This is a genomic window from Kallipyga gabonensis, assembly GCF_001286805.1.
In the GTDB taxonomy this organism is placed as follows: Bacteria; Bacillota; Clostridia; order Tissierellales; family Peptoniphilaceae; genus Kallipyga; species Kallipyga gabonensis.
In genome coordinates this window covers 566,307-592,625 of sequence record NZ_CXYV01000002.1, presented here as the reverse complement: position 1 = coordinate 592,625, position 26,319 = coordinate 566,307, and the positions used below count along the sequence as shown (strand labels likewise).

Below are 26,319 nucleotides of genomic sequence, written 5' to 3'. Positions count from 1 at the left end.
ACAGAATCCGACCCCTTTGTATGTTCTCTACGAACTATGATAACAGAAAAGTTACAAAAAGGTCAAGAGAAAGTTACAAAATGAAAACAGGAAAAAGCCCGGCAAAATACCGGGCCTGATGGCAGGAAACCCCGCATATTCACTTGCTTTCAAATCCGGATGCTTTCTGTCCTTGAAGGGCAGAAAAAACAATAGCACATCCCAGGCCGGATAGGGCCGCCATGAGATAGAGGGTGGCGGAAACCCCCAGGAACTGGATGGCCGCCCCGCCGAAGAGAGCCCCCATGCCCCCGCCGATGGACTGGACAGCGATGCCGATCCCCTGAGCCCGGGTCTTCTCCCGGACGGTGACGGTCCCGGCGGCGAAATAGGCCAGGGCCGGAGTAAAGAGACCGAAGGAGAAAAATTGGATGGTCTGGGAAAAGAAGACCATGGCCATGGTGACGGCCAGGGCCAAAATGAGGTGCTTGATAGTGAAGGCCAGAGCAGACACCTTAATCCAGAAGACATCCCCCCTCTTCTCCCGGATCTTGGAGTAGAAAATCATGGCCGGCATTTCGGATAGGGCGGCCAGCATCATGGCGATACCCAGGTGTCCGGGATCGCCATGGACTCGGTTGATGACGAAGGCCATGTAGTTGTTGATGACGGTGTGGCCGACGAAAAGCAGGGAAAAGCCCACCAGGAGACCCAGAAAAACGGGATATTGGCGGAGGAGGGAGGGGGAATTCTCCGGCAAGCCCTCTGCGGCTTCCGATAAACCCTCCACCGGGTCCGTCATGCCCCCCCTCCCTTCGGACTTGGGGATGACGGGAAGAGACCGGATGACCAGACCGGTGGCCAGGAGGGCCAGGGCCTCCACCCAGAGGATGTGGTCGATGGGGGCGGTCTTGACATGGAAGCCCAGAAAGAGGGAGGTGACGGCGAAGCCGATGGACCCCACGCCCCGGATCATGGAGAAGTGAAGGCGGTGGCCCATTTCCTCATAGGTCATGGTCATGGTGTATAGGGTAGTTTGGGTGGAGATGAGGATGGTCGTTTGAACCAAAAAGGCGAAGAAAATGTAGGCCTTAGGCAGGCTAACCACCAGGAGAGGGGCCATGGTGAGGCAGGCGATAGAGATTTGACCCAAAGCCAGACTCTTGAGAGCAGGGCCATCGGGTCGGTCGGCCCACCGAGCCAGGAGGTCCTGGAGGAAGGTTGCCATCAGGTTGCCCAGACCCAACATAAGGCCGATGGTCAGGGGGGCAAAGCCCTTGGCGGACATATAGAGGGCCGCAAACATAATCACGGAACAGTAGGCCATGAAAAAGAGGAAGTTCATGGCCATATTTTGTATGTTGAGCTTTCGATCTTGTGCGGCGTCTGCCATCCTGATCTCCATTTCCTTCCTTATATATAGGGGATAGGGGCGGAGCCGGGGCCCGCCGGCCCATGAATCCCCCGACTAGCGGGCGATCACCCGGAGGTAAATTTTCTTTCCCTTTTTGACGGTAATCCCTTCCTGGAGGCGGGCCTTGGCAATCTCCACCCCGGGATCGGTCACCTTCTCATCGTCGATGGTGATCCCTCCCTGCTGGACCAGGCGACGGGCTTCCCCATTGGATTTGGTCAATCCGGCCTGGGTGAGGAGGTTGAGGAGGCCCAGGCTCTCCCCTTCAACCTCAATCTCCTGGCTGGGCATATCCTCATGATCCATGCCGGAGGAAAAGAGGGCTCGGGAGGTTTCCATGGCCCGGTCGGCGGCTTCCTGACCATGGACCAGCTTGGTTACCTCATAAGCCAGGATTTCCTTGGACTGGTTGATTCGCTCATCCCGGTAGGATCCCAGCTCCTTGCACTTGGCGGTGGGGAGGAAGGTCAGCTGGAGGAGGAATTTCTCCACATCCCGGTCATCGACGTTGCGCATGTACTGGAAGAGGTCGTAGGCCGAGGTTTTTTCCTCATCCAGCCATACAGCCCCCTTCATGGACTTGCCCATTTTGACCCCGTCCGCTGTGGTCAGGAGCTTGAAGGTCAGCCCAAAGGCCTGCTCATTCTCCGCCTTGCGGATGAGGTCGGCCCCGCCGATGATGTTGGCCCACTGGTCCGACCCACCCAGTTGGAGCCGGCAGCCTTCCTCCCGGAAGAGGACCAGGAAGTCGTAGGACTGGAGGAGCATATAGGAAAACTCGAAGAAGGTCAGTCCCCCCTCCGCCAGGCGGTTCTTGTAGGCATCCTTTTTGACCATCTCACCGACGTTAAAATGAACCCCTACATCCCGCATAAATTCCAAGTAGTTGAGCTGGAGGAGCCAGTCTTTGTTGTTGCGGATGATCCCTTTTCCTTCCTCAAAATCCAGAAAACGTCCCATTTGTTCCGCAAACCGATCCGCATTGTGCTGGATGGTTTCCTTGGTCATGAGGGTCCGCATATCCGACCGCCCGGAGGGGTCCCCGATCATGGTCGTCCCACCGCCCAGCAGGGCAATCGGCACCATCCCATGCGCCTGCATCCGCATCATGACCATAATCTGGATGAAATGGCCGATGGTCAGGGAATCCGCCGTCGCATCAAAGCCGATGTAAAACTTCCTCCCCGGCTGGGACAGGTAATCTCGAAGCCCCTCCTCATCCGTCGTATTGTCAAAATATCCTCTTTCCTTCAGTTCATCGACGATATTATCATGTTCCATCTCATACTTCATCACCATACTATCTCCTCCGATCACGTGACTAGTGCCATAGGCCGACTGGGGCTGCCTTGGGGTGGCCTGGGGTCCCTTGGGGTGCCTTGGGGTGCCGCCGGGCCATGAGCCTGTCCCTTCATAAAAAATGCTCCGACACTGAAAGGGCGCATTCGCGGTACCACCTTTCTTTGCCGAAGCCTCATGATGGATAAAGGCATCACCCTGGCCCGCTCCCGTTTTGTAAGAACGCTCATCGCCGGCCTTCCATTAAAGATGAAACTAGTGTAGCAAAGGCAGGCCAAAAAGACAAGAGCCCGGAACCAGATGGCCGGGATACCGCCCTTCCCACCGTTTTCACCATTTGGAGGGGTATGAGGTTTCCCCTCCTTCCCGCCGTTCTCGACATTTGGAGGGGTATGGAGATACCCCTCCCTCCCGCTATTTTCACCATTTGGAGGGGCATGAGGATACCCCTCCTTCCCGCTGTTTTCGTCATTTGGAGGGGCATGGGGATACCCCTCCTTCCCGACATTTTCGCCATTTGGAGGGGCATGGGGATACCCCTCATCCCGCCATTATCGACATTTGGAGGGGTATGGAGCCCAGCCAGCGCAAGGCTGCCCTGGCCACTCCCTACCAAAGACTCCCAGGGCCACTCTCCTCCCAGAAGTCCACAAGGAGGTCTTCCAGGCCGTCCTCGCAGAGGTTGTCCAGGATAAAGTCGACCTGGAGGCGGACGGGGAGGAGGAAGGCGTACTTGATGCCGGTCAAGAGGCGGTTGCGGAGGGGCTCATTTTCCTCCAGGAGGTCACGGACTCCGGTCCGGTCCAGGGTCCCCTGGTCCATGAGGTTCCGGCGAAGGAGGGAGAGGGCCTGGCCCAGGGCGGGGCCCTCCATGGTCCCCTGGCCGGCATTCCAAAGGATGCCGTTGGGTGACTCCGGGACCATGGCCAGGAGGTGGAGATAGAGAGTCCTTTCCATGGCGGTTCCAATAAAGAGGGCCAGCTTGACCCCGCCTTCTCCGGTCTCGTGGGCTTGGATGTAGGTGGGATCGGGGTATTTCTCGGCCATGCGACTGAAGGCCTCGTGAAAATCGGGCCGGGATAGGATGTCTTCGGGGGGATTACGGAGGATTTGGACCATCCGCCGGCGGAGGCGGCCGGAAACCTCCATCCCCTGGCCGCCGAAGGTCGGGCCCTTGCCTTGGGATGCGGGCTTGACCAGGATCTTCCGGGTCCGGTCCAGGATTTCGGTCACCTCCCAGACCCGGGCCGTCAGGAGGAAGCGGGAGCCGACTTGGAGGTCAGGCGTGAGGGGGAGGTGGCCCACCCGGTCCTTGCCATGGACCACTTCGTAGTCATTTTCCGCCTGAAAGAGGGCATAGAAGTCCCGGCTGCCGACAATTTTTTCCCCGGCCAGGCCGATGATGCCCTCTTCCTCATCGCCCGGGAGGATCTCAATGTAGTCCCGGTCCAGGAAAAAGTCCAGGAGGTCCTCCAGGTCAGCCCGGCTGGCAAAGGAGAGGGCCGGGATCCGGTCGGGCAGGGCGAAAATCTCGGACAAGGTCATCCCCGACCGTTCTAAAATGAGGGCTAGGACCTGGTGGGCCAGGACGTCATAGGGTTTGGCCAGGGGGGCGGTCCCATCCAGGTCGCCGGCCCGGACCATGTCCAGGGCAGCCACCCCCTGAAGGAAGGCCTCATCCCGGCTGGCGAAAAAGTGGAGGCGGGCCGGCTGGGGCTTCATCTTGCCCGAGATGGGGTCGAAGACCTCCCCACGACCCGACCGGCCCAGACGCTGAGAGAGGGAGATGGCCGAGGGAGGGGCTTCCACCTGGGCCACGGCATCCACGGACCCGATGTCGATCCCCAGCTCCAGAGTGGAGGTGGCACAGATGGCAAAGGGCCGGTTGGGCTGCTTGACGAAGGCTTCGACCTCCTCCCGGAGGGCCTTTTCCACCGAGGAATGGTGGGCAAAGATGGCCACATCCATCCCCTCCTTCCGAGCCCGCCGCTTGAGCCCGTCGGCCGTCTCCTCCACCTTCTTCCGGGAATTGGGGAAGATGAGGAGGTTCTCCTTTTTCAGGCAGTCAAAGACCCCGTCCAGGAGGCGGTTCCCGGCATCCTCATGGAATCCCCCACCCCTCCCGCCGACAAGGTCTTCCTCCTCCCGATACAAAAAGAGATCCGACTCAATTTCCCTTTGCCGGCTGTCCATGAGGATCCGGGTGGGGAGGTCCGAGGGGAAAAAGGCCTTGACCTCGCCAATGTTGTCCCGGGCCAGGGTGGCCGACATGCCGATGAAGCGGGGTCGAGCCGGAATCCGGTTCATGAGCCGGGCAAGGAGGGAGCGAACCTGGCCCCCCCGGGCCGTGCCCAGGAAGCTGTGGACCTCATCCACCAGGACCCATTCCAGGCCGGAGAAAAGCCGGTCGGCTCGCTCGGGGTGGAGGTCCAACATGGCTTCCAAAGATTCGGGGGTCATGATGACGATCCCGGCAGGCCTTTCCAGGATCTTCTTCTTTTTGGCCGATGAGGCTTCCCCATGCCAGGCCACGACCGGGATGTCCAGGTGGCGACAGAGGTCGTAGATCCGCTTGAACTGGTCGTTGATGAGGGCAATCAGGGGAGAAAGGGTCAGGATCCGGACTGACCCCTCCCCCCAGTCCATGGTGGAGATGGCGGGGAGGTAGGCCGCCTCCGTCTTTCCCGAAGCGGTGGGCGAAGCCAGGACCAGGTTCTGGTCGGTCTCCATGACCATCCGGATGGCGGTCTCCTGGATGGGGCGGAGGGCCTGCCAGCCCTGGTCATAGATATAGTGGCGGATGGCCGGATCCAGCCGGTCAAAGGAGTTCAATGACGTCATCATCATGGTCGTCCTGGTCTCGGACCACCCGGCCCATCCGGCCGAACTGCTTGGCCAGGATGTCCCCTGCCGAGACCTCCGGATTCTGGCGGGCCAGTTGGAGAAGGAGGAGGAAGTCCTTGATTACAGCCCGGGGGGTCAGGAACTCATCCGCCCCCGGCCGGTTAAGCTGGGCCTGCATATAGCGAGCGATCTCCCCATCCGACAGGGCTCGCCCCTCCGGATAGAGGGTCAGGAAAACGTCCTGGAGCTTTTCCAGGAGGGTGAAAATCTCCTCAGGAGTCAGGGGGTGGAGGATCTGGAGAGTGGATGAGGTGTCCACCAGGTCCCGAAGGCCGGGGTCCTCCGTCCCGATCCGACTCTTAAGCGCCCCATAGGAAGCCATTCCCCGGCGCCCATCGAAAACGGTCTTCCGGGTGGCCGCCAAATTGACATAGAGGCCGGGGACCGCCCCCGACTTGAGGTCGTTGTAGAGGTTGAGGATGCGCTCATAGTTCTGGTCCCGGGACTGGGTCCGGGGGAGCTTGTAAAGGTTGACCAGCTCATCGAAATTCACCACAAAGCCGGCAAAGCCCATGACCCGGAAGAGCTCGGCCAGGTTTTGCAGGAAGAGGGTCCAGTTGTCGTCCCGGATGATCTGGCTGATCCCCAGGACCTGCTTGGCCTCGGTTTTGGTGGGGATCTGCCCCCCTAGCCAGCGGAGGGCCTGAAGCTTCCGATCCCGGTTCCCCTCCATCATCCCCGAGGCATAGGCCACCAGGGCCTGGCCCAGCTCATAGCGGAGGCCCCCCGTCTGGAAGTCCTCCACACTGGCAAAGATTTTTTCCTGAACGACCTCGAAGTCCTCCCCCAGTCCTGCCATCCAGGCATCCAGGATATGGGCCAGGGCATTCCCCTCTCCTGAGGTCCGGGACTGGAGCCTCCGGATGACTTCCTGGTAAAGGGCCAGGCCCTTGCCGTCACTGGCCTGAAAGCGGCGGGAGGGAGAGAGGTCCACAGTCGAGGCCACGAAATTCTTCTGGAGGGCCAGTTGCTGGATGGCCCCCAGCATGAAGGACTTGCCGGACCCGAAATCCCCTACCCAGATCATAAGGTCACTTCCCCCCTCCTCCACCCGGCTCAGCCGGTCAGCCACTTCCCGGACCTGGGCCTGGCGACCCACCAGGAGGTGGCGGAGGCCCATCCGGGGGACAATCCCCCCTTCCAGGGCCTGGATGATCTGTTGGGCTTCTCGTTTTCGTATGGGGCGTCGGTTACTCATGAGCTTCTTCCTTTCTCAGGGACTGGAGCCATTCGCCGTCATAGGGGTCCATGACCACCCGGTCCCCCTCAACTTCGACCAGCTGGGCTCCAATATCGTCATAAAATGCATCGTTGATCCGGCCGAGAACCGGAGCCAGGGGCTCATCCGGTCCCCCTACCAGGGCCTGGGCCCGATCCATGGGGAGGGCAAAGTCCTCATTCTCCACCAGGGCTTCCAGAAGGGTCTCCGCCCGGGCATCCAAGGGGCGGCCGAAGGCTTCTTTGGGGGCGGGAGGGGCTTCTGTCGCCTCTTCCGCCTCCGAAAGGTCCTCCTCTTTCGGCGGGCCCTCAGCGTCCTGATCTTCCTCATCGAGGAAGCGGCCCAGGAAGTCCACCGTATCGGCCAGCTTCTCCCGGGAAGCCCGGATGGCTGACCGATTGAGGGTGAGGGTCCTGGCCTTGGGCGTCCGGAAACCGGACAGGATGGCCATCAGAAGGTCGGCCCAGGCCCCTTGGTGGACCAGGCCGGCACGACGCTCCTTTTCCTCCGGCACTAGCTCCCGAGCCAGGCCCGGGTCCTCCATGAGGCGGTCATAGAGGTTCTGGAGGTCCGTGGAGCGAGGTGGTCCCTCTTCCTTGGAACGAGCCAGGTCGGCCCGAGACAGAGTCCGGACCATCTTGAGATAGGTCCCCTCCCAGGAGGGGTCCATGAGCCGGGCCCTCTTCCTGGCCTGGGCAGGGCTGGGCTCCTTCCCCTCCCCTTCCCGCTTGACCGCCATGAGGATCAGGCGGAGGCTTTCCAGGTCGACGTCGTCGGTCGACCAGCGCCGAAGGAGGGTGAAGGCATCCTCCGGGCTCAGCTTGTTGATGATCTCCCGCTTCCGGGCCAGGGGGTCCTCCCCCTCTTGACCCCAGACCTCCGCCATCTTGACCCCGTAGCGAGAGAGGTGGATCATCCCGGCCATCTCCTCCCCGGATAAGGGGGGGAGTTGGTAGGTCTCGATAGTGGCCAGGACGGCCTTTCGGACGGTCAAGGGCAGACGCCTCTCCAGGTTCTGCAGATCTTCCCCAATGGCCAGGGCCGGGAGGCCGGGAATCAGAGCCCGGACCCGGTCCTCGGACAGGCGGAAGATGTTGGAGAGGAGGGTGTAGTTGTTGGGATTGTCCACCTTCTTACCCGTCACTGAGCTATAGAGGTAGGTCTTCATGGCCAGGGACCGCCAGCGGATGCTGTCGTCTTCCAGGGCCTCCCGGAGGACGTCGCAGACCCGGTCATAGAGGGCCAGGATCCGCTCCGCCAGAGGCGGGGCTGTCCAGACGAAGGTCTTTTTCAGGGGCTCATGGTCAAAGCGCCGGATTTGGAGGGGGCTGTAATTTCCCTGGGCCTGGATCCTTCCCTCCGGATCCCACCAGGTCTTCCGGATCCCGGTCTCCGTATAGCCCATGGCCAGGTACTCCCGGGGCCCGGCCGGAGGAATCTCCTCGACCAGGGCATCCGCCAGGAGGACCAGGTCCTCCACCCCTTGGCGTCCAAAAGCCCCTTGGAGGCTCCGGAGGTCCTTGGGGAGGGACAAAGAAGGATCCTCCTCCCGGTCGGGCGAGAAGTGGGCCTCCACCCGGTCCCGGGCATAGGTGGCCAGCCGACGTAGGAGGGCAGAGGAAAGAAAGACCCCCTGGAAGCGGGCTTCCTCCTCCCCGGACTGGCCGGCATAACGGGGTGACCAGGTGAAAGCCAGGCCATTGGCGAAGTTGGCCAGGTGCTCATAGAGGCCCTCGGCCCAGGTCCTCATGGCCTCGCCGCCCTCCCGGGCCATCCGGGCTTCCCTCTCCTCATCTTCCGACCGATTGCTCTCAGTCCAAGGATCCGGCTCCGGACCCATGTCCTGAAAAATCCACCGGGCCCGGGCCTCATCCATGGGGGGCCCACTATATAGGCGGTTGAGCCAAAAACCGTCCGGCTGGTATTCATGGCCCCGGCGGATTTGCCTCATCCTAGACTCCCTCTCTTGGAGACGGGCCCCCTCCTTCATTCCGGATGCCCGGATGTCCGACCCGACGACCCCGGATACCTCGAGGATGTCCTCATCGGAGGGGGCTGCCTCACGGGTCTCCGCCAGGTCCTTCTCCGCCATCCGGGCCTTCATCCGGTCGACCAGGTCAGGGTCCTTGATCTGCGATAACAACCATTTTGAAAAATCCTGATCCATGCCCTCTCCTTCCCGGTCCTGCCGTATCTTCATCTGATCATATATACCCCGCTTTTTCGGTAGGACACGGGGAGGGGGTTGGATTGGAGTCAGGAGTAGTGGTGGTTGGCGAAAAAACGCCCCACCACCACTATTTCCATGAGGACCATTATCTTGACTCCGTAAAGTACACCATGACCATCCAGGATTTGCATAGCCTTGACCAGTAAATTTGGAATAAGGCGATAATAAAGCACTAAAAATGCGAGATAGTTGATTTGTTTCAGTCTTTTATTAAAAAGAAAGGACCTGGCCCTAGGGTCAGGTCCTTTCTTTTGGAGGGTTTTCTCACGAACATTCCACAACGCAGTTATTTAGTGGAAATGATAGTGAGAATGAAATGAAAACAATCCTAGAAACTTGGATTAGTGTTCATCATTATAGCTTTCAGTCTCACTTGCTTGGATGGCTTCCGCATCGGATCCATCACTCAAGGGCTGGGAGTTCAAAGCTTTGGTCATAATATCCAACCTATCTTGATCAGACAGGGTATCGATGACCTTATTGCATTTTTCAATCAACTCGGTATTTCCCTTTTGAATAGGAATTGCTGCACACAGAGCGGACAGCTCAACATCAAATCCTTTGCCTTCCTCAAAAGTAACATATGTAAGATCAGGGTTGGACATACATCCAGACTGTGCCTCAGTCAGGCCAGTGATAATGGCATCTAACTTACCGGAGCTTACACCAACTAGAAGCTGGGACATATCTGATAAGCCAGGCTGTTTGTCCACATTCGGGATCTGATCAACGAGAGGCATCCAAATGGAAACGAGTTCAGAAGTTACCTTTGCACCATCAAAATCCTGAAGAGAGGTGGCATTGGCGTATTTGCTATCTTTACGTACAACCATAACGCAACCATTATTCCAATAATAGTGCGAGAAATCTACGGATTGGAGACGTTCTTTGGTTACGCCAAGAGTGGAAATGCAGCAATCAAGTTTTCCTGAGACTACTCCAGGAATCATGCCATCCCAATCCGTTTTAATAACTTGCAATTTCCAACCATTAGCATCGCAGATTCGACGAGCCATCTCAACATCATATCCAGCAACAAATTGCTGTGTTCCATCAATGGGATAACCATTATAGGAGTCATCATCCTGAGTCCAGTTGAAGGGAGCGGCACCACAGTTCATCCCGACACGAAGAGTATAACCGGCAGGATATTTTTCTTCAGTATTCGATGCTTCCTGAGATTCCGAAGCTTGAGATGATGCATTGGGATCCTCAGATGAATTTGTATCATTAGGCTTGTTGTTGCCACAAGCAGCCAAGATGAAAGCAAAAGATAGGACCAGTGCTAACACAGTGAATTTACGTTTTTTCATAGTTTCTCCTTTTTCAATAGATGAGATCTTCATCATCCGCTTTATTCCGGTGAGTCATTTAAAGATGTTCTAGGATAATGCGTGCATTAGATCCTTATTTCGGCGGTACAACTCCTCATAGATATCCAAATATTTTTGATAAATCTCAAAATTATCTGGGTTGGGACGGATGATCCTTCCATGAGGTAAAGCGTCTGCCAATTCTTTAAAGTCAGCCAGCTCACCGCTTCCTACTGCTGCCATACATGCGTCTCCAAAGCTAGCAGTTTGCCAATCTTCGGCAATACAGATTTCACTTTGAAGAACATCAGCCATGATCTGCATCCACACTTTGTTTTTTGTACCACCTCCTGCCAAAATTATTTTATTTGGGATAAGATTATGTTTTTTAAATAATCTTAAATGGGAACCGATAGAATAAGCAACGGCTTCTAAAGAAGCACGGGTAATCGACTTCCTATCATGCTGTCCTCTTAGTCCGAAAATTACTCCTCTGGCTTTAGGATCATGGATAGGGCTTCTTTCTCCATGAATATAAGGCAGGATAACTAGCCCCGTACTACCAGCCGGGATTTCTGCTGCCTCTTCAGCCATGATCTTAAAGGCGTTTTGGCCGCCTCCTTTTTCCCGGTCTCTCTCAGGAAAATAAAATTCATCCCTAATCCATCCGGTTAGAGAGCCTGCTGCATTTGTCCCCCCCATCACCGCATAAATACCGGGAACGGTAAAAATCTCACTTCCCGGGAAATTATCCAAATCACATGAGGGAATCTTCTGATTTGTTGAAAAGATATAGAAGAGGGTTGAACCAACCTGGGCAAAGAGGATGTCTTCTTCTAACAAACCGGAAGCCACGGATTCTGCCGTTGAATCACCGGTTCCGATAATGACAGGTGTTCCCTCTTTAAGTCCGGTTTCTTCTGCTGCTTTTTGATTGACTCCCCCGGCAATATCGGTGACTACACCGGTCTTAGCCAACTGATCACTGGTACAGAAATAGGAGGAGTATTCATTATTGAAGGAACCATCATCGTTATAAAGAGGGCGAAAGGAGCCTTTAGCCAGATATTGGTCAATCCAATAGTTTCCAGTGAGTTTAGCGACCATATAAGAGGAACCGGTAAGGAATTTATAGGTTTTCTTAAAAACTTCCGGTTCATTTTCCTTGATCCATAGGATCTTAGTGGAAATATCATCGGAATTAGGTTTATGACCGAACATTTCCAAAACTTTTTCTTCCCCAAAATCCTCGTCAAGCTTCCTAATTTGGTCCACGGATCGAGCATCAATTCCGTATAAAATCGCCTTTCTAATGGGCTTGACCTCACGATCCACAGATATGCAGTCGCAACCCATTACGCTGACACCTACGCCTGCAATCTCTTGGGATTCGATTCCAGCTGATTTTTGTAACTCCTTACTGATCTGACAAAATTCATCCCACCAGATATTGGCATCCATTTCATAGTGGTAAGGTTGAGAGTTTTCAATGGTATGACTGACTGCATAACTAGTAACTGGCCGTAAATTTTGGTCAATTAATATGCCTTTTGTCTGTTGTGTCCCTACATCAACACCCATAAAATACTTTTTCATGATCATCTCTCTAACTTAACTGCGTTTTTCCTTAACCAATTCCATAAATTTCTTGGTCTTTTCAAGAGATACTCTGCCGCTCTCATCCTTAAAAGCAGTACCAACGCAAGCACCGTCCGCCACTTCTAGAATTTTATCGATTGTGTCATATCGGCATCCGGTATTACAAAAAACGAGAACCTTGCGAGTTTTCGCCATTTCACAGATTTTAGTCAGATAGCCATAGTCAGCTTCTTGTCCTGAACCAGGTCCGGAAACACACAGAGCTCCTACAAAACCCCCATCCGTTAAGGTCTTAAATACCTCTTCTTCTGTTTGATCACCAAGGCGTGAATCACCTTCGGGATTGAATTTACAAAGCAACTGAATTTCCGGTTTCCCTAATGAATATTTCAGACGGACATTCTTGCCAAAATCCACGGAATGAATGCCATAGGTTCCTGTATAAGCACCACTGAAGGCACTTCTTCCAAAAGAGGCATCAAAGACGGCCGCCATCTTAATGGTTTCTTCCGGGTTATACACCACGTTGGTACCAAAGGGGACCTTAATGTGTGGATATAAATAACCTATAACTGCTGCCATGGCCATTAAAGTAACGGTTCCTGTATCTGCAGTAATTGGAAAGCAATACTCGTTGGCAATAAGAATTCCATCTACACCGGCTTCCTGCAAATTGTCCAAATCAGTCTTTGCATGATCCATAACATCTTGCAGTGAACCCTGATACCCGGGCTCACCCGGCAGTGAATCTAAATGTAATAAAGCAATAATTGGTTTATCTGTCCCGAACAGTTCTTTTGTCCACATAAATACCTCATTTCTTTAAGATTATTTCAATAAGTTAATCCAGCTGTTGACAAATAGCCTTAAAACTTTTTTTATCTGCCTCCTTGGGATCAACATAATATCTATTATCCGTGAGCTCTTGAGTTAGGTATCCTTGATAGCCAAATTTATTAAGTGTTTCAATATAATCGGTCAATGACCGATTCCCATCCCCCCATACAAGATGACCGTAAGGGGTTCCATCGATAAAATGGAGGTGCTGAATATTGCCTTCAAATGCATTGAACCAATCCTCCAAAGTTTCACCCGCTACCGCCATCGCACAGGTATCAATCATAGGCTGAACGGAGGGATGGTCCAGTTCCTTTAAATATCTTTTCAGGCGAGGCAAGGAGTTGACCAGATTTGATTCTTGCTCCCGAAGGGATTCCATCACTAGGATTATCCCCCTGTCAGCTGCTTGTTCTGCATACCACTCAAAAAAATGTAGACTCCTCAACCAGGCTTCTTTCTCTGATTCATTTCTCATCCCCCAGCCGGAATGACAGGCTACTCTTGGGCATTGGAGTGTAAGAGCGAGGTCAAGTGTACTCAAAAAATACCTCTTAGTTTCTTGCAGAGCTGTATCACCTCTGACGGCGTATTGCCAAGGGCTCATACAATTATCCGGAGTAACACATATCACTTGTAACCCTGAATCTTTAATATCTTTTATCACTTCCTTTTCATCCGCTATTCCCTCAGAGCTAATGTGAATATGAGGCTCTCCGCAATATAATTCAATGGAAGAAAAGCCAACTGATTTTTGTGCCTCCAACATATATGAACGAGAAAAATATCGGTAATGTATTCCCATACCGGCGATCTTTGTTGCCGTAATCAAGGGAAACTCCTCTCTCCTCTTTTATCCAGGTCTATCCCCTATCTTTGAAATCTAGCTAAGAATTCCCTGGTTCTTTCACTATTCGGGTTATTAAACAGCTGTTCAGGCGGGCCCTGCTCCTCAATAACTCCATGGTCCATGAAAACAACACGGCTGGAAATGTCTCTTGCAAACATCATTTCATGTGTGACAATAACCATGGTCATACCTGTTTCAGCTAGCTTTGCAATTACTTGTAGTACCTCACCCACCATCTCCGGATCAAGGGCCGAAGTAGGTTCATCGAATAATAGAACTTCGGGCTGCATACAAAGGGCTCTGGCAATAGCCACTCTTTGTTTTTGTCCACCGGATAATTGATGGGGGCGAGCGTTTCGATAAGCACTCATCCCTACTGCCTTCAAGTATTTCATGGCCAGTTCTTGAGCCTCTTGCTTGCTCTTTTTCAGAACTGTTTGGGGACCAATCATGCAATTTTCTATTGCATTTAGGTTGGCAAAGAGGTTAAAAGACTGGAAAACCATGCCAACCTTAGCCCGAAATAGGCTTTTTCCTTTAGTAGATCTTGGAACCTCCTGCCCTTTGTAAAGGATTTTTCCATCTGTAACTCTTTCCAACTGATTAATACAACGCAGGAGAGTTGATTTTCCTGATCCTGAAGAACCGATTACAGAAATAACCTCACCTTTGTCCACTTCAAAATTAATATCTTTTAAAACCTCATGTGTACCGAATGTTTTTTTCAGATGCTCAACACGTAGGATGGGTTCTGCCATTAGGCCACCTCACTTTCACTATCATCAAGAATCAATTCATAGTTTTGTCCACCTGCTAACTTTTTATCCACAAATTTTAGTAGATAGGACACGGTAAAGGTGAGGATAAAGTAGATGGCACAGATGATTATGTAGGTTTCGAAGAATTTGTAATAAGTACCGGTAATTGTCTTTGCTGTGAAATATAATTCTGTGACAGCAATGACGTTTAAGACAGAAGTATCCTTAATCGCAGAAACAAAAGTATTCCCAATCTGTGGAATAAGATTAATAAAGGCTTGTGGAAGAATAATCCGGGCCATGATTTGTCCGTAATTCATTCCTATCGCCTTTCCTCCTTCCATCTGACCGGGATCAATCCCTTTAATCGCACCCCGAACAGATTCAGCCATATATGCACCTATATTTAAAGAAAGGACTGCGATACCGGCACGGAATGACGGAATATCCATATCCCAAATCGACATCGTTCCATAATAAAGAACCATAGCTTGAACCATCATTGGCGTACCACGAACTACTTCGACATAGACGCTTAAAACTGCTTTTATAATTCTTGTGAGTGTTTTTCGCACCATTGAGGAATCTTCATCAATCGGGATTGTTCGTATCATTCCCACAATAAAGCCGATAAGGCATCCTAAAATGGTGCCGATAATTGCAAGCTCTAGAGTAACTAAGAGTCCCCTGAGAAAATCCATAGAATATTTATCAAGTAAAAAGCTCACCCATCCAAAAAAAGTTGTTGGAAAATCCATGACAGCCTCCCTAGCCTATTCGACAACAACGACTTTTACGCCCAAATCTCTCAGAGCTTCCACTTGATTCTCAGGCGTCTTATTATCTGTAATGATGACATCAATATCTTTGACTGAAGCAACAAAGGTAAATGCATCCTTCCCGAACTTTGAATGATCAGCTAATAGTATGACCCGCTCAGATTGCTCGATCATGATTTGTTTCAAATGAACATCATAAGAATTGAAACCAGATATTCCAAACGATGGGGTCACCCCGTCAGCACCTAAAAAACAAGTATTTGCATGAAAGTTGGACATCATCTTTTCTGCAAAATGTCCGTGGCATGCCGTAAATCCTTTTCGAACCACCCCCCCCGCAAGATATGATGTGATGTTTTCTTTTTCTTCCAAATAAGTAATATGTTGAAAATCATAAGTGACAACATATAGATTTAATATATTTGGAATTTGCCTGGCTAATTCTGTAACTGTCGAACCAGAGTCAAGCATGATAAAGCTATTGTTTTCAATATATTCGAGACCAGCTTTTGCAATCTTTATTTTTTCCTCAGTATTGGAAACCTGACGCATTCGATTACTTGGCTCACTACGATGCGTCTTTGGATTAAAAACAAAACCGCCCGTAGTCTTTCTTAATATGCCAGCATTTTCTAATTCATTAACATCACGGCGTATGGTCGAACGTGAAACACTTAAAAGGTCCTCTAAATACTCCCATGTGACAATATCATTGGTATCTGATAGGTTTTGAATGGCCTCTAAACGTTCAGCTTGAATCATCGAGCTCCTCCTACAGGATTCCAAAATAGGCTTGCAATCGTTTTTATTAGCAGAAAAACTTGCTCTAAAATAGAGTAAAAGATATGGTTTGTTTCAATTTATTTCTTTTTTGCTCATTATTTTCTAAATTATATCAAAATAAGCCATCTATTGCAAGCGATTTCTTGCGTAATATTCAAAAAAACTTATTTTTTTAGATTTAATTAACATGCTTGCTCATATAACTACGTCATAAATAAAAAAAATATTGACTAAGAAAAAAAGATAGGTGTTTGGAGAATAGAAATAGAGCGAAAGAAAGAACCTAGTCTTGAAAACTAGGTTCTTTCTTAGGAGGGATTTCTCACTTGCATCTCACACATTAGTTGCTTAGTTGAGACAACAGTGAGATTGAAATGAAAACAATCCAATAAATTTGGATTAGTGTTAATCGTTATTGCTTTCTGTCTCACTAGCCTAGATGTTTATGCTTCTGAACTGTCGCCTAACGACTAAGATTTCTAGGCTTTGATTAAAAATCTATAGCTCTCAGCTAACAATCCTTATTGGCTCCATCATTCTATATCAGTTGAAGACTCTTAAAAACATAGATAAAGAAAAATAAGCTGAATGCACAGAAGATCGAAGTAAAAATCAGGATCTGTCCAGCCAATTCCTCATCTTGTCCCATGGAGGATGACATGGAATAAGTAACAACTGCTACAGGCGAAGCAAAGACCGCTAAAAGAGCAACCAGAGTTTCTCCTCGGTAACCGATGAGAACTGCAAGGGATAGCATACAGAGAGGAACAATGACCAGACGACCGATCGTTGAAACTACAAGGGCCTTAAAAATCTTCTTTGTGGCTTCAAAGGAGAAGATGGCCCCTAACGAAATCAAAGCCAGAGGTGTCCCAATGTTTGCAATAGACTTCATGGGTCCATAGAGGAGGTCTGGGATTTTAATATCTAGAAGCGAGAATACCAGCCCCAATAATACAGCATCGATCAGAGGATTCTTTAGAACATGTACCAGGGTATCCTTCATTGATGTCTTTGTTGAACCATAGTACTGCAAGATAAAAATAGAGAGCACATTGGCAAGAGGAATATACACCGCAACCAAAACCTCTATTATTCCCGTTCCCTTACCTTGTAGGAGAGCATATGTGAGGGCCGAACCAAATAAACCTAAATTCGTCCGATAGCTGGATTGAATTAGGGAGCCAAGATACTTATCCTCCGTGACCCATCTGCTGTAAAAAAACCAGGAGATGAAGAATACAAGAAGCATGCCGGACAGGGTGAAGGCAATGACACCAACTAGCTCCCTTCTTATTTCAAAAGACTGACTAGAACTTAAGAAAAGGTTCATCGGCATGAATAAGGAAAATACCAAGCTATTGATTTTAAGCGCTAGATCCTTATCAATTAGGCCTTTTAATTTACAGGCATATCCCACTAACATATAAAAAATAAGTGGAGGAGTCCGATGTCATCTTCCTCCATTGCCCACTCTTCCCTTCCACTCAAGGCATCATTAACAGCGACAATATCGCTATGATGAAAGATGGCGTGATCATTATTAATAACAGTCGAGGAGGATTGGTTGTTGAGGAAGACCTTGCCTAAGCCTTAAATTCGGGCAAGGTTTATGCGGCAGGTTTGGATGTCGTTTCAACAGAGCCTATCCAAGCTGACAACCCCCTCCTTCAAGCAAAAAATTGCTTGATCACCCCCCATATTTCCTGGTCGGCTAAGGAATCTCGCCAACGGATCATGGATTGTGTAGTTGATAATGTGAAGGCATTCCTTGCGGGCAACCCTGTGAATGTGGTAAATAAGTAATGAGAGTTCGTCTTAATTATGAGCATGAAAGGACTAGTTTAATTAAAGAAATGGCGGACCTCCCCGCCATTTCTTTAATTAATAAAAATCATTTTAAGATTCCTCAAGTAAAATATAGTAGATTACTATCTATTTATCTAGCATAATATGCAATATCTCTAAATCTGTAGAATGCATTCCTTCTTTCCCCATACGACCAACACTTTTTATTGTCTCTTCTACATCATTTTTGACAAGTCCTTCACCAGGCTGAAAAGTCCTGTCTAATTTAGCCATATCCCAGCTTAAGAATGCACACTCTAAAGCAGTGGCAATTTTACTTGCACAAGATGATTTTGCTCCATCACAAACCATCCCACCAACTGTTGAGATCATATTAGTAATTAATTTAGAAATGACTTCATAATTATCGCCAAGCATATATGCAATACCTGAAACAGCTCCGCATGCAGCACTTGTTGCTCCGCAATAAGCAGAGAGACTACCAATATATCTTTTCTGATGAATTGAAATTAAGTTAGATACAGCTAAAGCTCGGTATAATTTTTCTTCACTAATATTAAAAGCTCTGGCATACTCTATTACAGGCACGGAAACCGTGATACCTTGATTCCCACTTCCAGAATTTATAACCACAGGTAATGAACATCCTCCCATTCTTGCATCACTACCTGCGGCAGCTAAAGCTATTGCTCGATTGCGTATGCTATGTTCATCTTTTTTAATGATAGTGCTACCTACAGACGCTCCAAAGTCATGATTTAAGCCTTCTTCAGCAATACTAGAATTGTACTTAATTTGCTGAGAAAAACACGGTTCTATTTGAGAGAGTGCGACCTTATCTGCAAATTCTAAAATTGACTTTACAGAAAGAAGAGATCGATCGGCCTTATTAATATTATTCTCTCCTGCTCCTTTATTTGAAATTAAGACTTCGCTATCTTTTTGTAGCAAGGTTATATTAGTATGTTTATCTTTAACCTGTGCAGTAGCATAATGCCCTTCATTATCGGAGACTCTTACTTCAATAAAGAGGTTTTCCACCCCTTCAACAATTTCACACTCACAAAATCTACTGCTTAGTAATTGATTCATTGTTTGAATGTCTTCAGGCTTTACGCCCTCTATCACTTGTAACCCTTTATCAGAGTCACCGGCGATAATCCCTAAAGTTGCTGCTACTTCAATTCCACGTCTTCCTCCTGAATTAGGAACAACTACCCCCATTGCATTCTTAATTATATTACCACTACATAACACTTTACATTTTGAGGGCATTACGCCTAATGTTTTTCGAGCTAGTGCGGCAACATAGGCAATGGCAATAGGTTCCGTACAACCCATTGCCGGAACTAATTCTTCATTTAATATAGATAAATATGTTTCAATGGTTTTTTTGTCCATGGTGACATCCCTCATAAAATTATAGTTGCAACCAAAAGCTGAAAGGTTTATTTTCAATTTTTGGTTGCAACAAACATTAAAAGCTAGACTTTCTAGTTGGTGGTCTTTCTATTCCTTTCCTACAGATAAGGCAAGTTCACAAAGAATTGTGGCGCCATTAATAAGTGCTTCCTCATCAATATCAAATCTATTACTATGATGAGGCCAGCACTTTCCTGTGTTCTCATTCCTAGCTCCAACCCTTACATAACTACCGGGGATTTTTTGTAAAAACCAGGCAAAATCTTCACCTCCCATTGTTTTTTCAAGACTATATATTGAATCATTCCCGAACACCTTTGTTATTGCATTCTTAAGCATAGCAGTTTCAAAAGGCTGATTGATTACAGCTGGAGTGCATCGAATATATTGAACTTCACATTTAGCCCCATAAGCAGATGCTACCTTATTTGAAATTTCTCTTATTTTTTCCTCTATCTGATTCTGGACATCCAAGTTAAAGCATCTCACAGTTCCTGTCATTTCAACCTCATCTGCAATGATGTTGGAAGAACTACCACCATTCATTGTACCGATTGTAACCACTCCTGAATCTAGAGGTGAAATAGATCTGCTTACTATTGATTGTATGGCCTGAATCACACCACCAGCAACAACAATTGCATCTATTGCATCTTGTGGCTGAGCTCCATGAGCACTTTGACCCTTTATTTTAATAGTGAAATTATCTGCACTGGCGAATCGAGGGCCTTCTTGAATAGAAAACTTTCCTACAGGTACTTCAATCCATGCATGTGCCCCAAAAATATGATCAACATCGTCTAATTGTGATAGTTTGGACATTTCACGCGCACCTTCAATAATCTCTTCCGCAGGCTGAAATATAAATTTTACTGTACACCGTAGTTCAGCACTATGTTTTTTGAGAATTCGGGCTACCGTTAATAGCCAGGCAACATGGCAATCATGTCCACAAGCATGCATACAATGTGGGGTTTCTGATGCATACTTTACATCATTCTTTTCTTCTATTGGTAATGCATCCATATCCGCTCTTAATGCAATTACTGGGTGATCATATTCTGTTTTTATTACAGCAATAACTCCTGTTTTGCATACTTTTTCATACGGAATTTGTAATGATTCCAATTCCTTGCAAATAATCTCTTGTGTTCTAAACTCTTTCCATCCTAATTCCGGATGAGCATGAAGATCTCTTCGTATCTGGACTAATCTATCTTTCTCCTGCCTAATTTCCTCATAAATACTCATATTATGCCTCAAATTTAACAAGTGATAAATTGACCACCACCACAGACCGCAAGCATATCGCCAGTAATAAAGGAAGCTTTATCTGACGCTAAGAAAACTGCTCCATTTGCTACGTCTTGAGGTGTGCACATGCGTTTCAGAACATATCTGTCACGGGTTTTTTGTCTTTCTTTCTCTGGGTCATCGGCCTGCAGATACCGCATTTGAGTCATTGGAGTTTCAGTCAAACCAGGTAAAATTCCATTTACCCGAATTGAAGGACCACAATCTACTGCCAAACATTTGGTCAGCATGGCAACAGCTGCTTTAGATGGACAGTACGCCACCCTATTCGGTATGCATTTAACACCCAACTCAGAAACTATATTGACTATAGTTGCATTTTTTGACTCTCTTAATAAAGGCAGACTAGCTTGTGTTAATGTATAAAGCCCAAAGACATTAATTTCAAATTGGCGACGGAATTCACTAACTGAAGTATCATCTATAGTTCCTATACCTGTAACTCCAGCACAATTAACTAGAATGTCCATGCCTCCAAAAACATCAGAGCATTTGCTTACTAATTCTTTACAGTTCATTTCATCGCAAATATTTGCTTTTTTATAGTGAAAGTTTTTATGATCAATATTCGCATGCTCTTCAAGGCCACACCCAAAAACGAATGCACCTTCATCCAGAAAATTTTTGGCAATTACCTCTCCGATACCCGAACTTGCTCCTGTAATTAAGGCTACTCGGTTTAACAACTCCATAGTTAATCCTTTCTAAATTGATATCAATCATTATTTAAAGAATTTCGATAAAAATGCCCATGCTGAATATAAGTTAAATCCAACGATAATTAACCCCATTACTGTTGTATACCATTTGTTTAAATATTCTCCAGCAAAGCTTTTTTTACTTGTGTTGAAAACAAGGATGCTTATAATGACTAGGCCGCCTATGTTAAGTGCTCCCATAAAATTAACCAGCAGAGCTAAAGCGCTGCCTCCTTGAAGCCCACCTAACAAGCTGATTAAAATGCTAATTAAGATGAAGATACGTAACTTTTTGCTCGTTCTGTCTTCACTAATATGGAACATTGAATTGACTGCATAAGACGATAAGGTACTCATACCGCCGATAGTGGTAAAAACGGCCCCCCAGAATCCTGCAATAAAAATATATGTAGCAAAGCTTCCAGCAAGTGGCTCAAGCGAGCTTGCTGCGTTTAAAGCAGAGGTAACTTGAACTCCAGAAGGATTTAAAACAGCTGCTCCGGAAAGAAAAATACCTAAAGAAAATATAGTAAACATTCCAGCGAAAATTAGCTGGTCGTATTTAATAAAGTTCAAGGCTTTTGGCTTATCCCAACCTTGATTTTGTATCGAGTATGCATACCAAAGAGCAGAAGTTCCTGGAGCGGATCCGCCAATAATTCCCGCTAATACTGTAGCTGAACCCTCTGGAATGGTTGGAATTAAGCCTTTTGCAAGTTGTGCTGGATCTGGTCGTACAACGAACATGTTGATGAAAAAGATCGCAGCCATAAAGGTACACATTGCTGATGCAATTTTAATTACAGTTCCATTTGAAGAAACAACATATAAGTAGGCAATAATTGCAATTGTAATAATAAAAGCAATTGGACCAAATTGTTCACCAAAAATAATTTTACTTAAGTGCATCATAGTTGAACCTTGACTATAAATCACCATATTCCAAGTCAAAAGAACAACCATAAATAAAATGAGTGTTAAAACCCTACCAATTTTTTTCTCAATAAATTGATAAATATCAAGACCTGAAATCGCGGTAGTCTTTGCTCCAATATAAGCTACGAAGCCACACATCGCTCCGCTTAGTAGGATTGCCCAGAGCAGACTATAACCAAAATGAGCTCCAGCTTGGATGGCCGAAGTTGCAGTTCCTGGCCCCATCGCTGTTGAGGTTAACATAGATGCAGGCCCTACAAAGGCTAGCACATAGGCAAGTTTTTTTAAGATACCACCTTTTGGCATATCAAATATATCATCCGTTTTGTTTTTAAGTTGTTCCATTCTTTCCTCCTCAAAAATAAATTTATTTTGTTACAAGATCCCGTACCAATCTACGGGTAGGAACCGGAGACAAATGAATTTCTTTCAAACCACTAACTGGCGTTAAGCAGGCGAGGGAAGTTTTTCCATTCAGTGAAATAAGACATCTACCACAAATGCCATGATCACACACACTATGACTGTAATAAGCAATTGAGGAATCGAAATTTAAAGATATGTAATTAAGCAATGACATAACTGTTTTTCCCTCGAGAACAGATTCATCAATGTCAAAATTTTCCGTCCACTTTCTTTGAGTTTCAGGATCATATCGATCAATGTATATTTTCATATATCCTTCCCTCCTCATCGATGATAGTTTAAATCCGGATCCTGGAAATATTTGATGACCGAATCCTTTTTGCCTTTAGGAAGCTCCATTCCAGCAACCTTTGGAATACGAGTATATGTCTCAATACCTTGTTCCTTCTTCTTGTGGATGAATTTAATTAAATAATTATCATGGTCAACTTTGGGATAATCCCGTCTAATATGACATCCTCTGCTTTCTTTTCGTAAAAGGGCTGCTCTAATTCCAGCTTCACAGCATGTTAATAGGTTTTCCAATTGCATCGCCTGGATCCACTCAAAGTTGTAAGAGCGACTCTTACTTTTAACTGTGACATTTTTCCATTCCTCTTTTAATGATTTGATTTCTTCTAATGCTTTACCTAATTTATCTTCATCTCTAATCAAACCAAACCCTTTATCACATGCATCCTGGATTTTCTGATGTAACTCTGTTGACCCTAGTTCTCCATCATGTTCAAAGATTCCCAGGATCTTTTCTAGAACGGCATCTAAATAATTATTATCAATTTCAACCACGTTTGTTGTAGATGAGTATTTGGCAGCACTAATACCTGCTCTCATTCCTTGACACATCATTTCAACAAGACCGTCACCTACTCTGCAAGCGCCAAATACTCCACTACCTGCCTCTCCAGCTACATATAACCCTTCAACTTCTGTCTCCATGTTTTCATTGATTTCAACCCCACCCATGCAGTATTCGGCACCAATACCAACTTCAAGAGGTATATCATTAAATATCATTTTCTCAACTTCAGCTAAGCTCTCTCCTTTATAGTATCCATGCTTGTGCCAATTATCGAAACGACTATAAAAGATATCAAAGCCTTTTTGTTTCTCCTTTAAACTGTTCTCCGAATAATCGTAATAGAATCCTCCATTTGGACCTGCTAAACCTTCTGAAGCAGCGTAACCAAAGTAATATGAAGCAACTAATTTACTTAGCTTTCCTCCTCTAGAAAGCTTAATAACATCCTCCGGAATTGGTAATGGATTCCCATTTTTATCTTTAATTGTATATTTTAGATTCCGCATATTATATTCAAAAACATAAGGATAAATTGAGCCCTTCATGGTTTTTGGTACTACTGCGGTGGGGAATGACAATATAAATTCCATATCTGTTAGGTTGGCTCCAGCCCGAAAAGCCATCCCTATACCATCGCCTGTCATATCAGTAACTGTATTATTCATGGAAAAAGGCATAAATCCACCTGTGCCCAAAATAATTGATTTTGCCTTGAATAAAATTATTTCTCCAGAATAAATGTCTATACCTATAGCTCCACTAACTTTCCCATCAGTTGTAAGAACTTCAACAATTGTTACATCTTCATAAATACTTATGTTTTCCGCTTCCTTTAATCCTTGCACCAAAGCACGAGTAAAACTTAAGCCTGAAGCTATCCAGTTAGCAGGTGGACATTCAAAGAACTTTTGATTAGCACGTTTAGCCCAACCTAAATATTCTTTTACAACAATAGGGCCCTCTTCTACATACTGTTTAACCATGTTCTGATCTGCTAGATAGAAAGATTCTTTCACTATGCAATCAAACATCTTCTTCTTAGTGAAGCTAGGATCGGCAAATTCTAGGCCCAATAGTTCCTTACCACTCTCACCATCGATACCGAAGCCACCGCCTGCCATAATGGCATTTCCACTTCTTCCAATTTTCCCTTTACTTACAAGAGCCACATTTTTTCCATTACGAGATGCATAAATTGCCGCTGTGATACCAGCACCTGATCCACCAACCGAAAGAATATCGGTCTCTACAATTCTATCTATATTGTCTTGCATCTTAACCCTCGATTCCTTCATAATCCGGAAGAACATTGTAGTCTAAATCTGCATATTCAAGAACAAGATCATATGCTGCCTTGCCATATTCTTTTTTATATTCATCTAATGCTTCTTCAAGAGCTTTCTGGCCCTCACTGCCAAAGGCCTCAAGAATTACTTCCCGCATTGCTGAATAAAGATGACCAACGTGATAGGGCCAAGGCATTTTTGCCTTGTTTCCGATCTTTTTCTGGTTTTTATAAAACTCCTCCATCTTCTCTTCTGGTATCCCATTATCTTTAAATACAAAATCACAGCATTCATCGCCAAGGGAACGATTTCCTTTTAGCTGCAAATCCATCCCATTAAAACCTCTGGCCAGAGCTGCATCAACATCCTTGCAATAAAGATATCCGTATTCTAGAAGTCCCCTTTGGCTCCACTCAGTATGCCAAGGGCAACGGTAATTCTGCATACGTACTTCCGGGCTATAAGAAGGGAACCTTAAATCCATTTGTCCAGGAAAAGCTTCCCACTCTCCGTATAATAAATAATTCTCGACATTAAGCTCTTTTCCATCTGCTAAAGCTCGTAATGCCATTCTCCTCCCTCTTTGCCATCCATATAAATTAACTCCTTTTGAGATGACCTCTCTTCCCTTTTCTCCGTATTTGTCAATTACAGCCTTCGCTATATAAGCAAATAGCATGGCATGATGTGAAGCAGACGAAATAACGATATCCATTCTTTTCTCCTTTCGAAATGAAGCCAACTTAGTTCTCCCCTGAAAGTTTGTGCATTCCTTCCAAATAAAATTTCAAAAAACTAAGGATTGCCAATCCTTCTTCTTTTGAAATGTTAGCGCAATAATCATCTATATAATTTGATAGTAAAGCATGGTAATTATTATGTCCGCTATATGCCTCGGCACCTAATTCGGTCAGATGGAGATAAACTTCTTTTCGATTACTAACATACTTATACCGTCTAACCAATCCTTGTTTTTCTAGTTTTACAACAATCTTAGTTACAGCCCCTTTTGTTACGCCAAGTTGTTTAGATAATTCAGTCATGTTGATTGTGCTACTTTCAGCAATGCAAACGATTGCGTGAATTTCAGACGGATACAGACTCACTTCTTTCGTATAATTATGCTTCTTCCGTTGCATTTCTTCATAGCAGTTTAAAATCTGAACTATATAGCTCTCTGCCTCTTTATATAATTTATTAATGGTATTCCTCCTAATATTGTTTCCTGGTAAATCAAATGTACCATTTGTTCTATTCCCTGTCAATATAAATAAAGAAAATCTATCATTTCTCCTAATATTTCTGTTTTTATTGCATCTATGGCACTCATATAATATTGTTTCTTAGGAAATATTATAATTTATTTCTTTGCTATTATCAATCTTTTAAAATTATCTTCCACCAAAATTGGTTAATCTATCTTGATATAGATTGTATTGTTACTTACCTCAATAGTAAAAAAAATGATTTAATATTTTTGAATTAAGTTTTAAACAGTAATAGAAATCAAAAAAATATAAATTTTTATAGAACATGAGTGAATTCGTTTTCTACTAATGATAATATTATATGTTTATTCTAAATGTTGAGTCATAGGAAAATTATTTTCTTTATCATGATGAAAAATCTAGAAAAATACAATGGTTTAAGAGCCTATAAATTTAG

General features: G+C 46.5%; 22 protein-coding genes and 1 pseudogene. 2 read left to right on the top strand and 21 right to left on the bottom strand.

The features are described from left to right. Nucleotides 1-139: 139 nt before the first annotated feature. From BN2373_RS04135 to BN2373_RS04105, 5 genes are all read right to left on the bottom strand, one after another. Complete coding sequence (locus tag BN2373_RS04135; RefSeq protein WP_162200049.1) at nt 140-1,372, bottom strand: MFS transporter; 1,233 nt, start codon at nt 1,370-1,372, stop codon at nt 140-142. Between the two features lie 75 nt (nt 1,373-1,447). Next, entirely contained in the window at nt 1,448-2,692 is a 1,245-nt protein-coding gene (gene tyrS / locus BN2373_RS04130) for a tyrosine--tRNA ligase (RefSeq protein WP_238379623.1), read from the bottom strand. Between the two features lie 609 nt (nt 2,693-3,301). Further along, nucleotides 3,302-5,536 (bottom strand): DEAD/DEAH box helicase, encoded by a 2,235-nt coding sequence (locus tag BN2373_RS04115; protein ID WP_053942880.1) that lies wholly within the window; start codon nt 5,534-5,536, stop codon nt 3,302-3,304. Beyond that, on the bottom strand, nt 5,511-6,794 hold the full coding sequence (locus BN2373_RS04110; RefSeq protein WP_053942879.1) for a BREX system ATP-binding domain-containing protein: 1,284 nt from the start codon (nt 6,792-6,794) through the stop codon (nt 5,511-5,513). Before BN2373_RS04110 ends, BN2373_RS04115 begins: the two co-directional genes overlap by 26 nt. After that, nucleotides 6,787-8,982: a tellurite resistance TerB C-terminal domain-containing protein gene (locus BN2373_RS04105; protein WP_053942878.1), complete on the bottom strand. Its 2,196-nt coding sequence runs from the start codon at nt 8,980-8,982 to the stop codon at nt 6,787-6,789. Before BN2373_RS04105 ends, BN2373_RS04110 begins: the two co-directional genes overlap by 8 nt. Nucleotides 8,983-9,065: 83 nt before the next feature. On the opposite strand from BN2373_RS04105, the gene BN2373_RS08060 reads away from it, so the two are divergent. Beyond that, on the top strand, nt 9,066-9,191 hold the full coding sequence (locus tag BN2373_RS08060; RefSeq protein WP_274380697.1) for a hypothetical protein: 126 nt from the start codon (nt 9,066-9,068) through the stop codon (nt 9,189-9,191). Nucleotides 9,192-9,386: 195 nt separating this feature from the next. Here BN2373_RS08060 and BN2373_RS04100 read toward each other — a convergent pair whose 3' ends face one another. The 8 genes from BN2373_RS04100 to BN2373_RS04065 form a co-directional block, all read right to left on the bottom strand. Then, nucleotides 9,387-10,358, bottom strand: a complete 972-nt coding sequence (locus BN2373_RS04100) for a transporter substrate-binding domain-containing protein (RefSeq protein WP_053942877.1) — start codon at nt 10,356-10,358, stop codon at nt 9,387-9,389. 69 nt (nt 10,359-10,427) lie between these two features. Continuing rightward, nucleotides 10,428-11,954, bottom strand: coding sequence for an FGGY-family carbohydrate kinase (locus tag BN2373_RS04095; RefSeq protein ID WP_074018014.1), 1,527 nt, complete (start codon nt 11,952-11,954; stop codon nt 10,428-10,430). A 15-nt stretch (nt 11,955-11,969) separates the two neighbouring features. Further along, the gene (locus BN2373_RS04090; RefSeq protein WP_053942875.1) at nt 11,970-12,764 is read right to left on the bottom strand and encodes a BtpA/SgcQ family protein; all 795 of its coding nucleotides are present in this window, start codon (nt 12,762-12,764) and stop codon (nt 11,970-11,972) included. 34 nt (nt 12,765-12,798) lie between these two features. Next, entirely contained in the window at nt 12,799-13,626 is an 828-nt protein-coding gene (locus BN2373_RS04085) for a sugar phosphate isomerase/epimerase family protein (RefSeq protein WP_053942874.1), read from the bottom strand. A gap of 38 nt (nt 13,627-13,664) precedes the next feature. Continuing rightward, nucleotides 13,665-14,402 (bottom strand): amino acid ABC transporter ATP-binding protein, encoded by a 738-nt coding sequence (locus BN2373_RS04080; RefSeq protein ID WP_053942873.1) that lies wholly within the window; start codon nt 14,400-14,402, stop codon nt 13,665-13,667. After that, a complete protein-coding gene (locus BN2373_RS04075; RefSeq protein WP_053942872.1) occupies nt 14,402-15,160 on the bottom strand; it encodes an amino acid ABC transporter permease in 759 nt (252 codons plus the stop codon). The genes BN2373_RS04080 and BN2373_RS04075 overlap by 1 nt, the downstream gene beginning before the upstream one ends. Before the next feature lie 15 nt (nt 15,161-15,175). Further along, complete coding sequence (locus tag BN2373_RS04070) at nt 15,176-15,943, bottom strand: DeoR/GlpR family DNA-binding transcription regulator (protein ID WP_053942871.1); 768 nt, start codon at nt 15,941-15,943, stop codon at nt 15,176-15,178. Between the two features lie 559 nt (nt 15,944-16,502). Continuing rightward, complete coding sequence (locus BN2373_RS04065) at nt 16,503-17,390, bottom strand: AEC family transporter (protein ID WP_053942870.1); 888 nt, start codon at nt 17,388-17,390, stop codon at nt 16,503-16,505. A 17-nt stretch (nt 17,391-17,407) separates the two neighbouring features. On the opposite strand from BN2373_RS04065, the pseudogene BN2373_RS07665 reads away from it, so the two are divergent. Further along, nucleotides 17,408-17,770, top strand: a pseudogene (locus tag BN2373_RS07665) (NAD(P)-dependent oxidoreductase); the annotation flags it as partial. Between the two features lie 129 nt (nt 17,771-17,899). On the opposite strand, the gene BN2373_RS04060 reads toward BN2373_RS07665, so the two are convergent. The 8 genes from BN2373_RS04060 to BN2373_RS04030 all read right to left on the bottom strand — a co-directional run bounded on the left by BN2373_RS04060 (nt 17,900) and on the right by BN2373_RS04030 (nt 25,793). Then, nucleotides 17,900-19,174, bottom strand: a complete 1,275-nt coding sequence (locus tag BN2373_RS04060) for an L-cysteine desulfidase family protein (RefSeq protein ID WP_053942869.1) — start codon at nt 19,172-19,174, stop codon at nt 17,900-17,902. Nucleotides 19,175-19,282: 108 nt separating this feature from the next. After that, nucleotides 19,283-20,446, bottom strand: a complete 1,164-nt coding sequence (locus tag BN2373_RS04055; RefSeq protein ID WP_053942868.1) for a M20 metallopeptidase family protein — start codon at nt 20,444-20,446, stop codon at nt 19,283-19,285. 14 nt (nt 20,447-20,460) lie between these two features. Continuing rightward, nucleotides 20,461-21,201, bottom strand: a complete 741-nt coding sequence (locus BN2373_RS04050; protein WP_053942867.1) for an SDR family NAD(P)-dependent oxidoreductase — start codon at nt 21,199-21,201, stop codon at nt 20,461-20,463. A 30-nt stretch (nt 21,202-21,231) separates the two neighbouring features. After that, entirely contained in the window at nt 21,232-22,488 is a 1,257-nt protein-coding gene (locus tag BN2373_RS04045; protein WP_053942866.1) for an NRAMP family divalent metal transporter, read from the bottom strand. A 22-nt stretch (nt 22,489-22,510) separates the two neighbouring features. Beyond that, complete coding sequence (locus BN2373_RS07660) at nt 22,511-22,819, bottom strand: 2Fe-2S iron-sulfur cluster-binding protein (protein WP_074017959.1); 309 nt, start codon at nt 22,817-22,819, stop codon at nt 22,511-22,513. Between the two features lie 14 nt (nt 22,820-22,833). Further along, complete coding sequence (locus tag BN2373_RS04040) at nt 22,834-24,642, bottom strand: FAD-dependent oxidoreductase (protein ID WP_053942865.1); 1,809 nt, start codon at nt 24,640-24,642, stop codon at nt 22,834-22,836. Nucleotide 24,643: 1 nt separating this feature from the next. Further along, the gene (locus BN2373_RS04035; protein ID WP_053942864.1) at nt 24,644-25,369 is read right to left on the bottom strand and encodes an L-2-amino-thiazoline-4-carboxylic acid hydrolase; all 726 of its coding nucleotides are present in this window, start codon (nt 25,367-25,369) and stop codon (nt 24,644-24,646) included. A 28-nt stretch (nt 25,370-25,397) separates the two neighbouring features. Next, a complete protein-coding gene (locus BN2373_RS04030; protein WP_162200048.1) occupies nt 25,398-25,793 on the bottom strand; it encodes a MarR family transcriptional regulator in 396 nt (131 codons plus the stop codon). Nucleotides 25,794-26,319: the final 526 nt, after the last annotated feature.

Coding starts and splice junctions, on each gene's coding strand:
- BN2373_RS04135 (WP_162200049.1), bottom strand. CDS start 1,372: ATGGCAGACGCCGCACAAGATCGAAAGCTCAACATACAAAATATGGCC.
- tyrS (WP_238379623.1), bottom strand. CDS start 2,692: ATGGTGATGAAGTATGAGATGGAACATGATAATATCGTCGATGAACTG.
- BN2373_RS04115 (WP_053942880.1), bottom strand. CDS start 5,536: ATGATGACGTCATTGAACTCCTTTGACCGGCTGGATCCGGCCATCCGC.
- BN2373_RS04110 (WP_053942879.1), bottom strand. CDS start 6,794: ATGAGTAACCGACGCCCCATACGAAAACGAGAAGCCCAACAGATCATC.
- BN2373_RS04105 (WP_053942878.1), bottom strand. CDS start 8,982: ATGGATCAGGATTTTTCAAAATGGTTGTTATCGCAGATCAAGGACCCT.
- BN2373_RS04100 (WP_053942877.1), bottom strand. CDS start 10,358: ATGAAAAAACGTAAATTCACTGTGTTAGCACTGGTCCTATCTTTTGCT.
- BN2373_RS04095 (WP_074018014.1), bottom strand. CDS start 11,954: ATGAAAAAGTATTTTATGGGTGTTGATGTAGGGACACAACAGACAAAA.
- BN2373_RS04090 (WP_053942875.1), bottom strand. CDS start 12,764: ATGTGGACAAAAGAACTGTTCGGGACAGATAAACCAATTATTGCTTTA.
- BN2373_RS04080 (WP_053942873.1), bottom strand. CDS start 14,402: ATGGCAGAACCCATCCTACGTGTTGAGCATCTGAAAAAAACATTCGGT.
- BN2373_RS04075 (WP_053942872.1), bottom strand. CDS start 15,160: ATGGATTTTCCAACAACTTTTTTTGGATGGGTGAGCTTTTTACTTGAT.
- BN2373_RS04070 (WP_053942871.1), bottom strand. CDS start 15,943: ATGATTCAAGCTGAACGTTTAGAGGCCATTCAAAACCTATCAGATACC.
- BN2373_RS04065 (WP_053942870.1), bottom strand. CDS start 17,390: ATGTTAGTGGGATATGCCTGTAAATTAAAAGGCCTAATTGATAAGGAT.
- BN2373_RS04060 (WP_053942869.1), bottom strand. CDS start 19,174: ATGGACAAAAAAACCATTGAAACATATTTATCTATATTAAATGAAGAA.
- BN2373_RS04055 (WP_053942868.1), bottom strand. CDS start 20,446: ATGAGTATTTATGAGGAAATTAGGCAGGAGAAAGATAGATTAGTCCAG.
- BN2373_RS04050 (WP_053942867.1), bottom strand. CDS start 21,201: ATGGAGTTGTTAAACCGAGTAGCCTTAATTACAGGAGCAAGTTCGGGT.
- BN2373_RS04045 (WP_053942866.1), bottom strand. CDS start 22,488: ATGGAACAACTTAAAAACAAAACGGATGATATATTTGATATGCCAAAA.
- BN2373_RS07660 (WP_074017959.1), bottom strand. CDS start 22,819: ATGAAAATATACATTGATCGATATGATCCTGAAACTCAAAGAAAGTGG.
- BN2373_RS04040 (WP_053942865.1), bottom strand. CDS start 24,642: ATGCAAGACAATATAGATAGAATTGTAGAGACCGATATTCTTTCGGTT.
- BN2373_RS04035 (WP_053942864.1), bottom strand. CDS start 25,369: ATGGATATCGTTATTTCGTCTGCTTCACATCATGCCATGCTATTTGCT.
- BN2373_RS04030 (WP_162200048.1), bottom strand. CDS start 25,793: ATGCAACGGAAGAAGCATAATTATACGAAAGAAGTGAGTCTGTATCCG.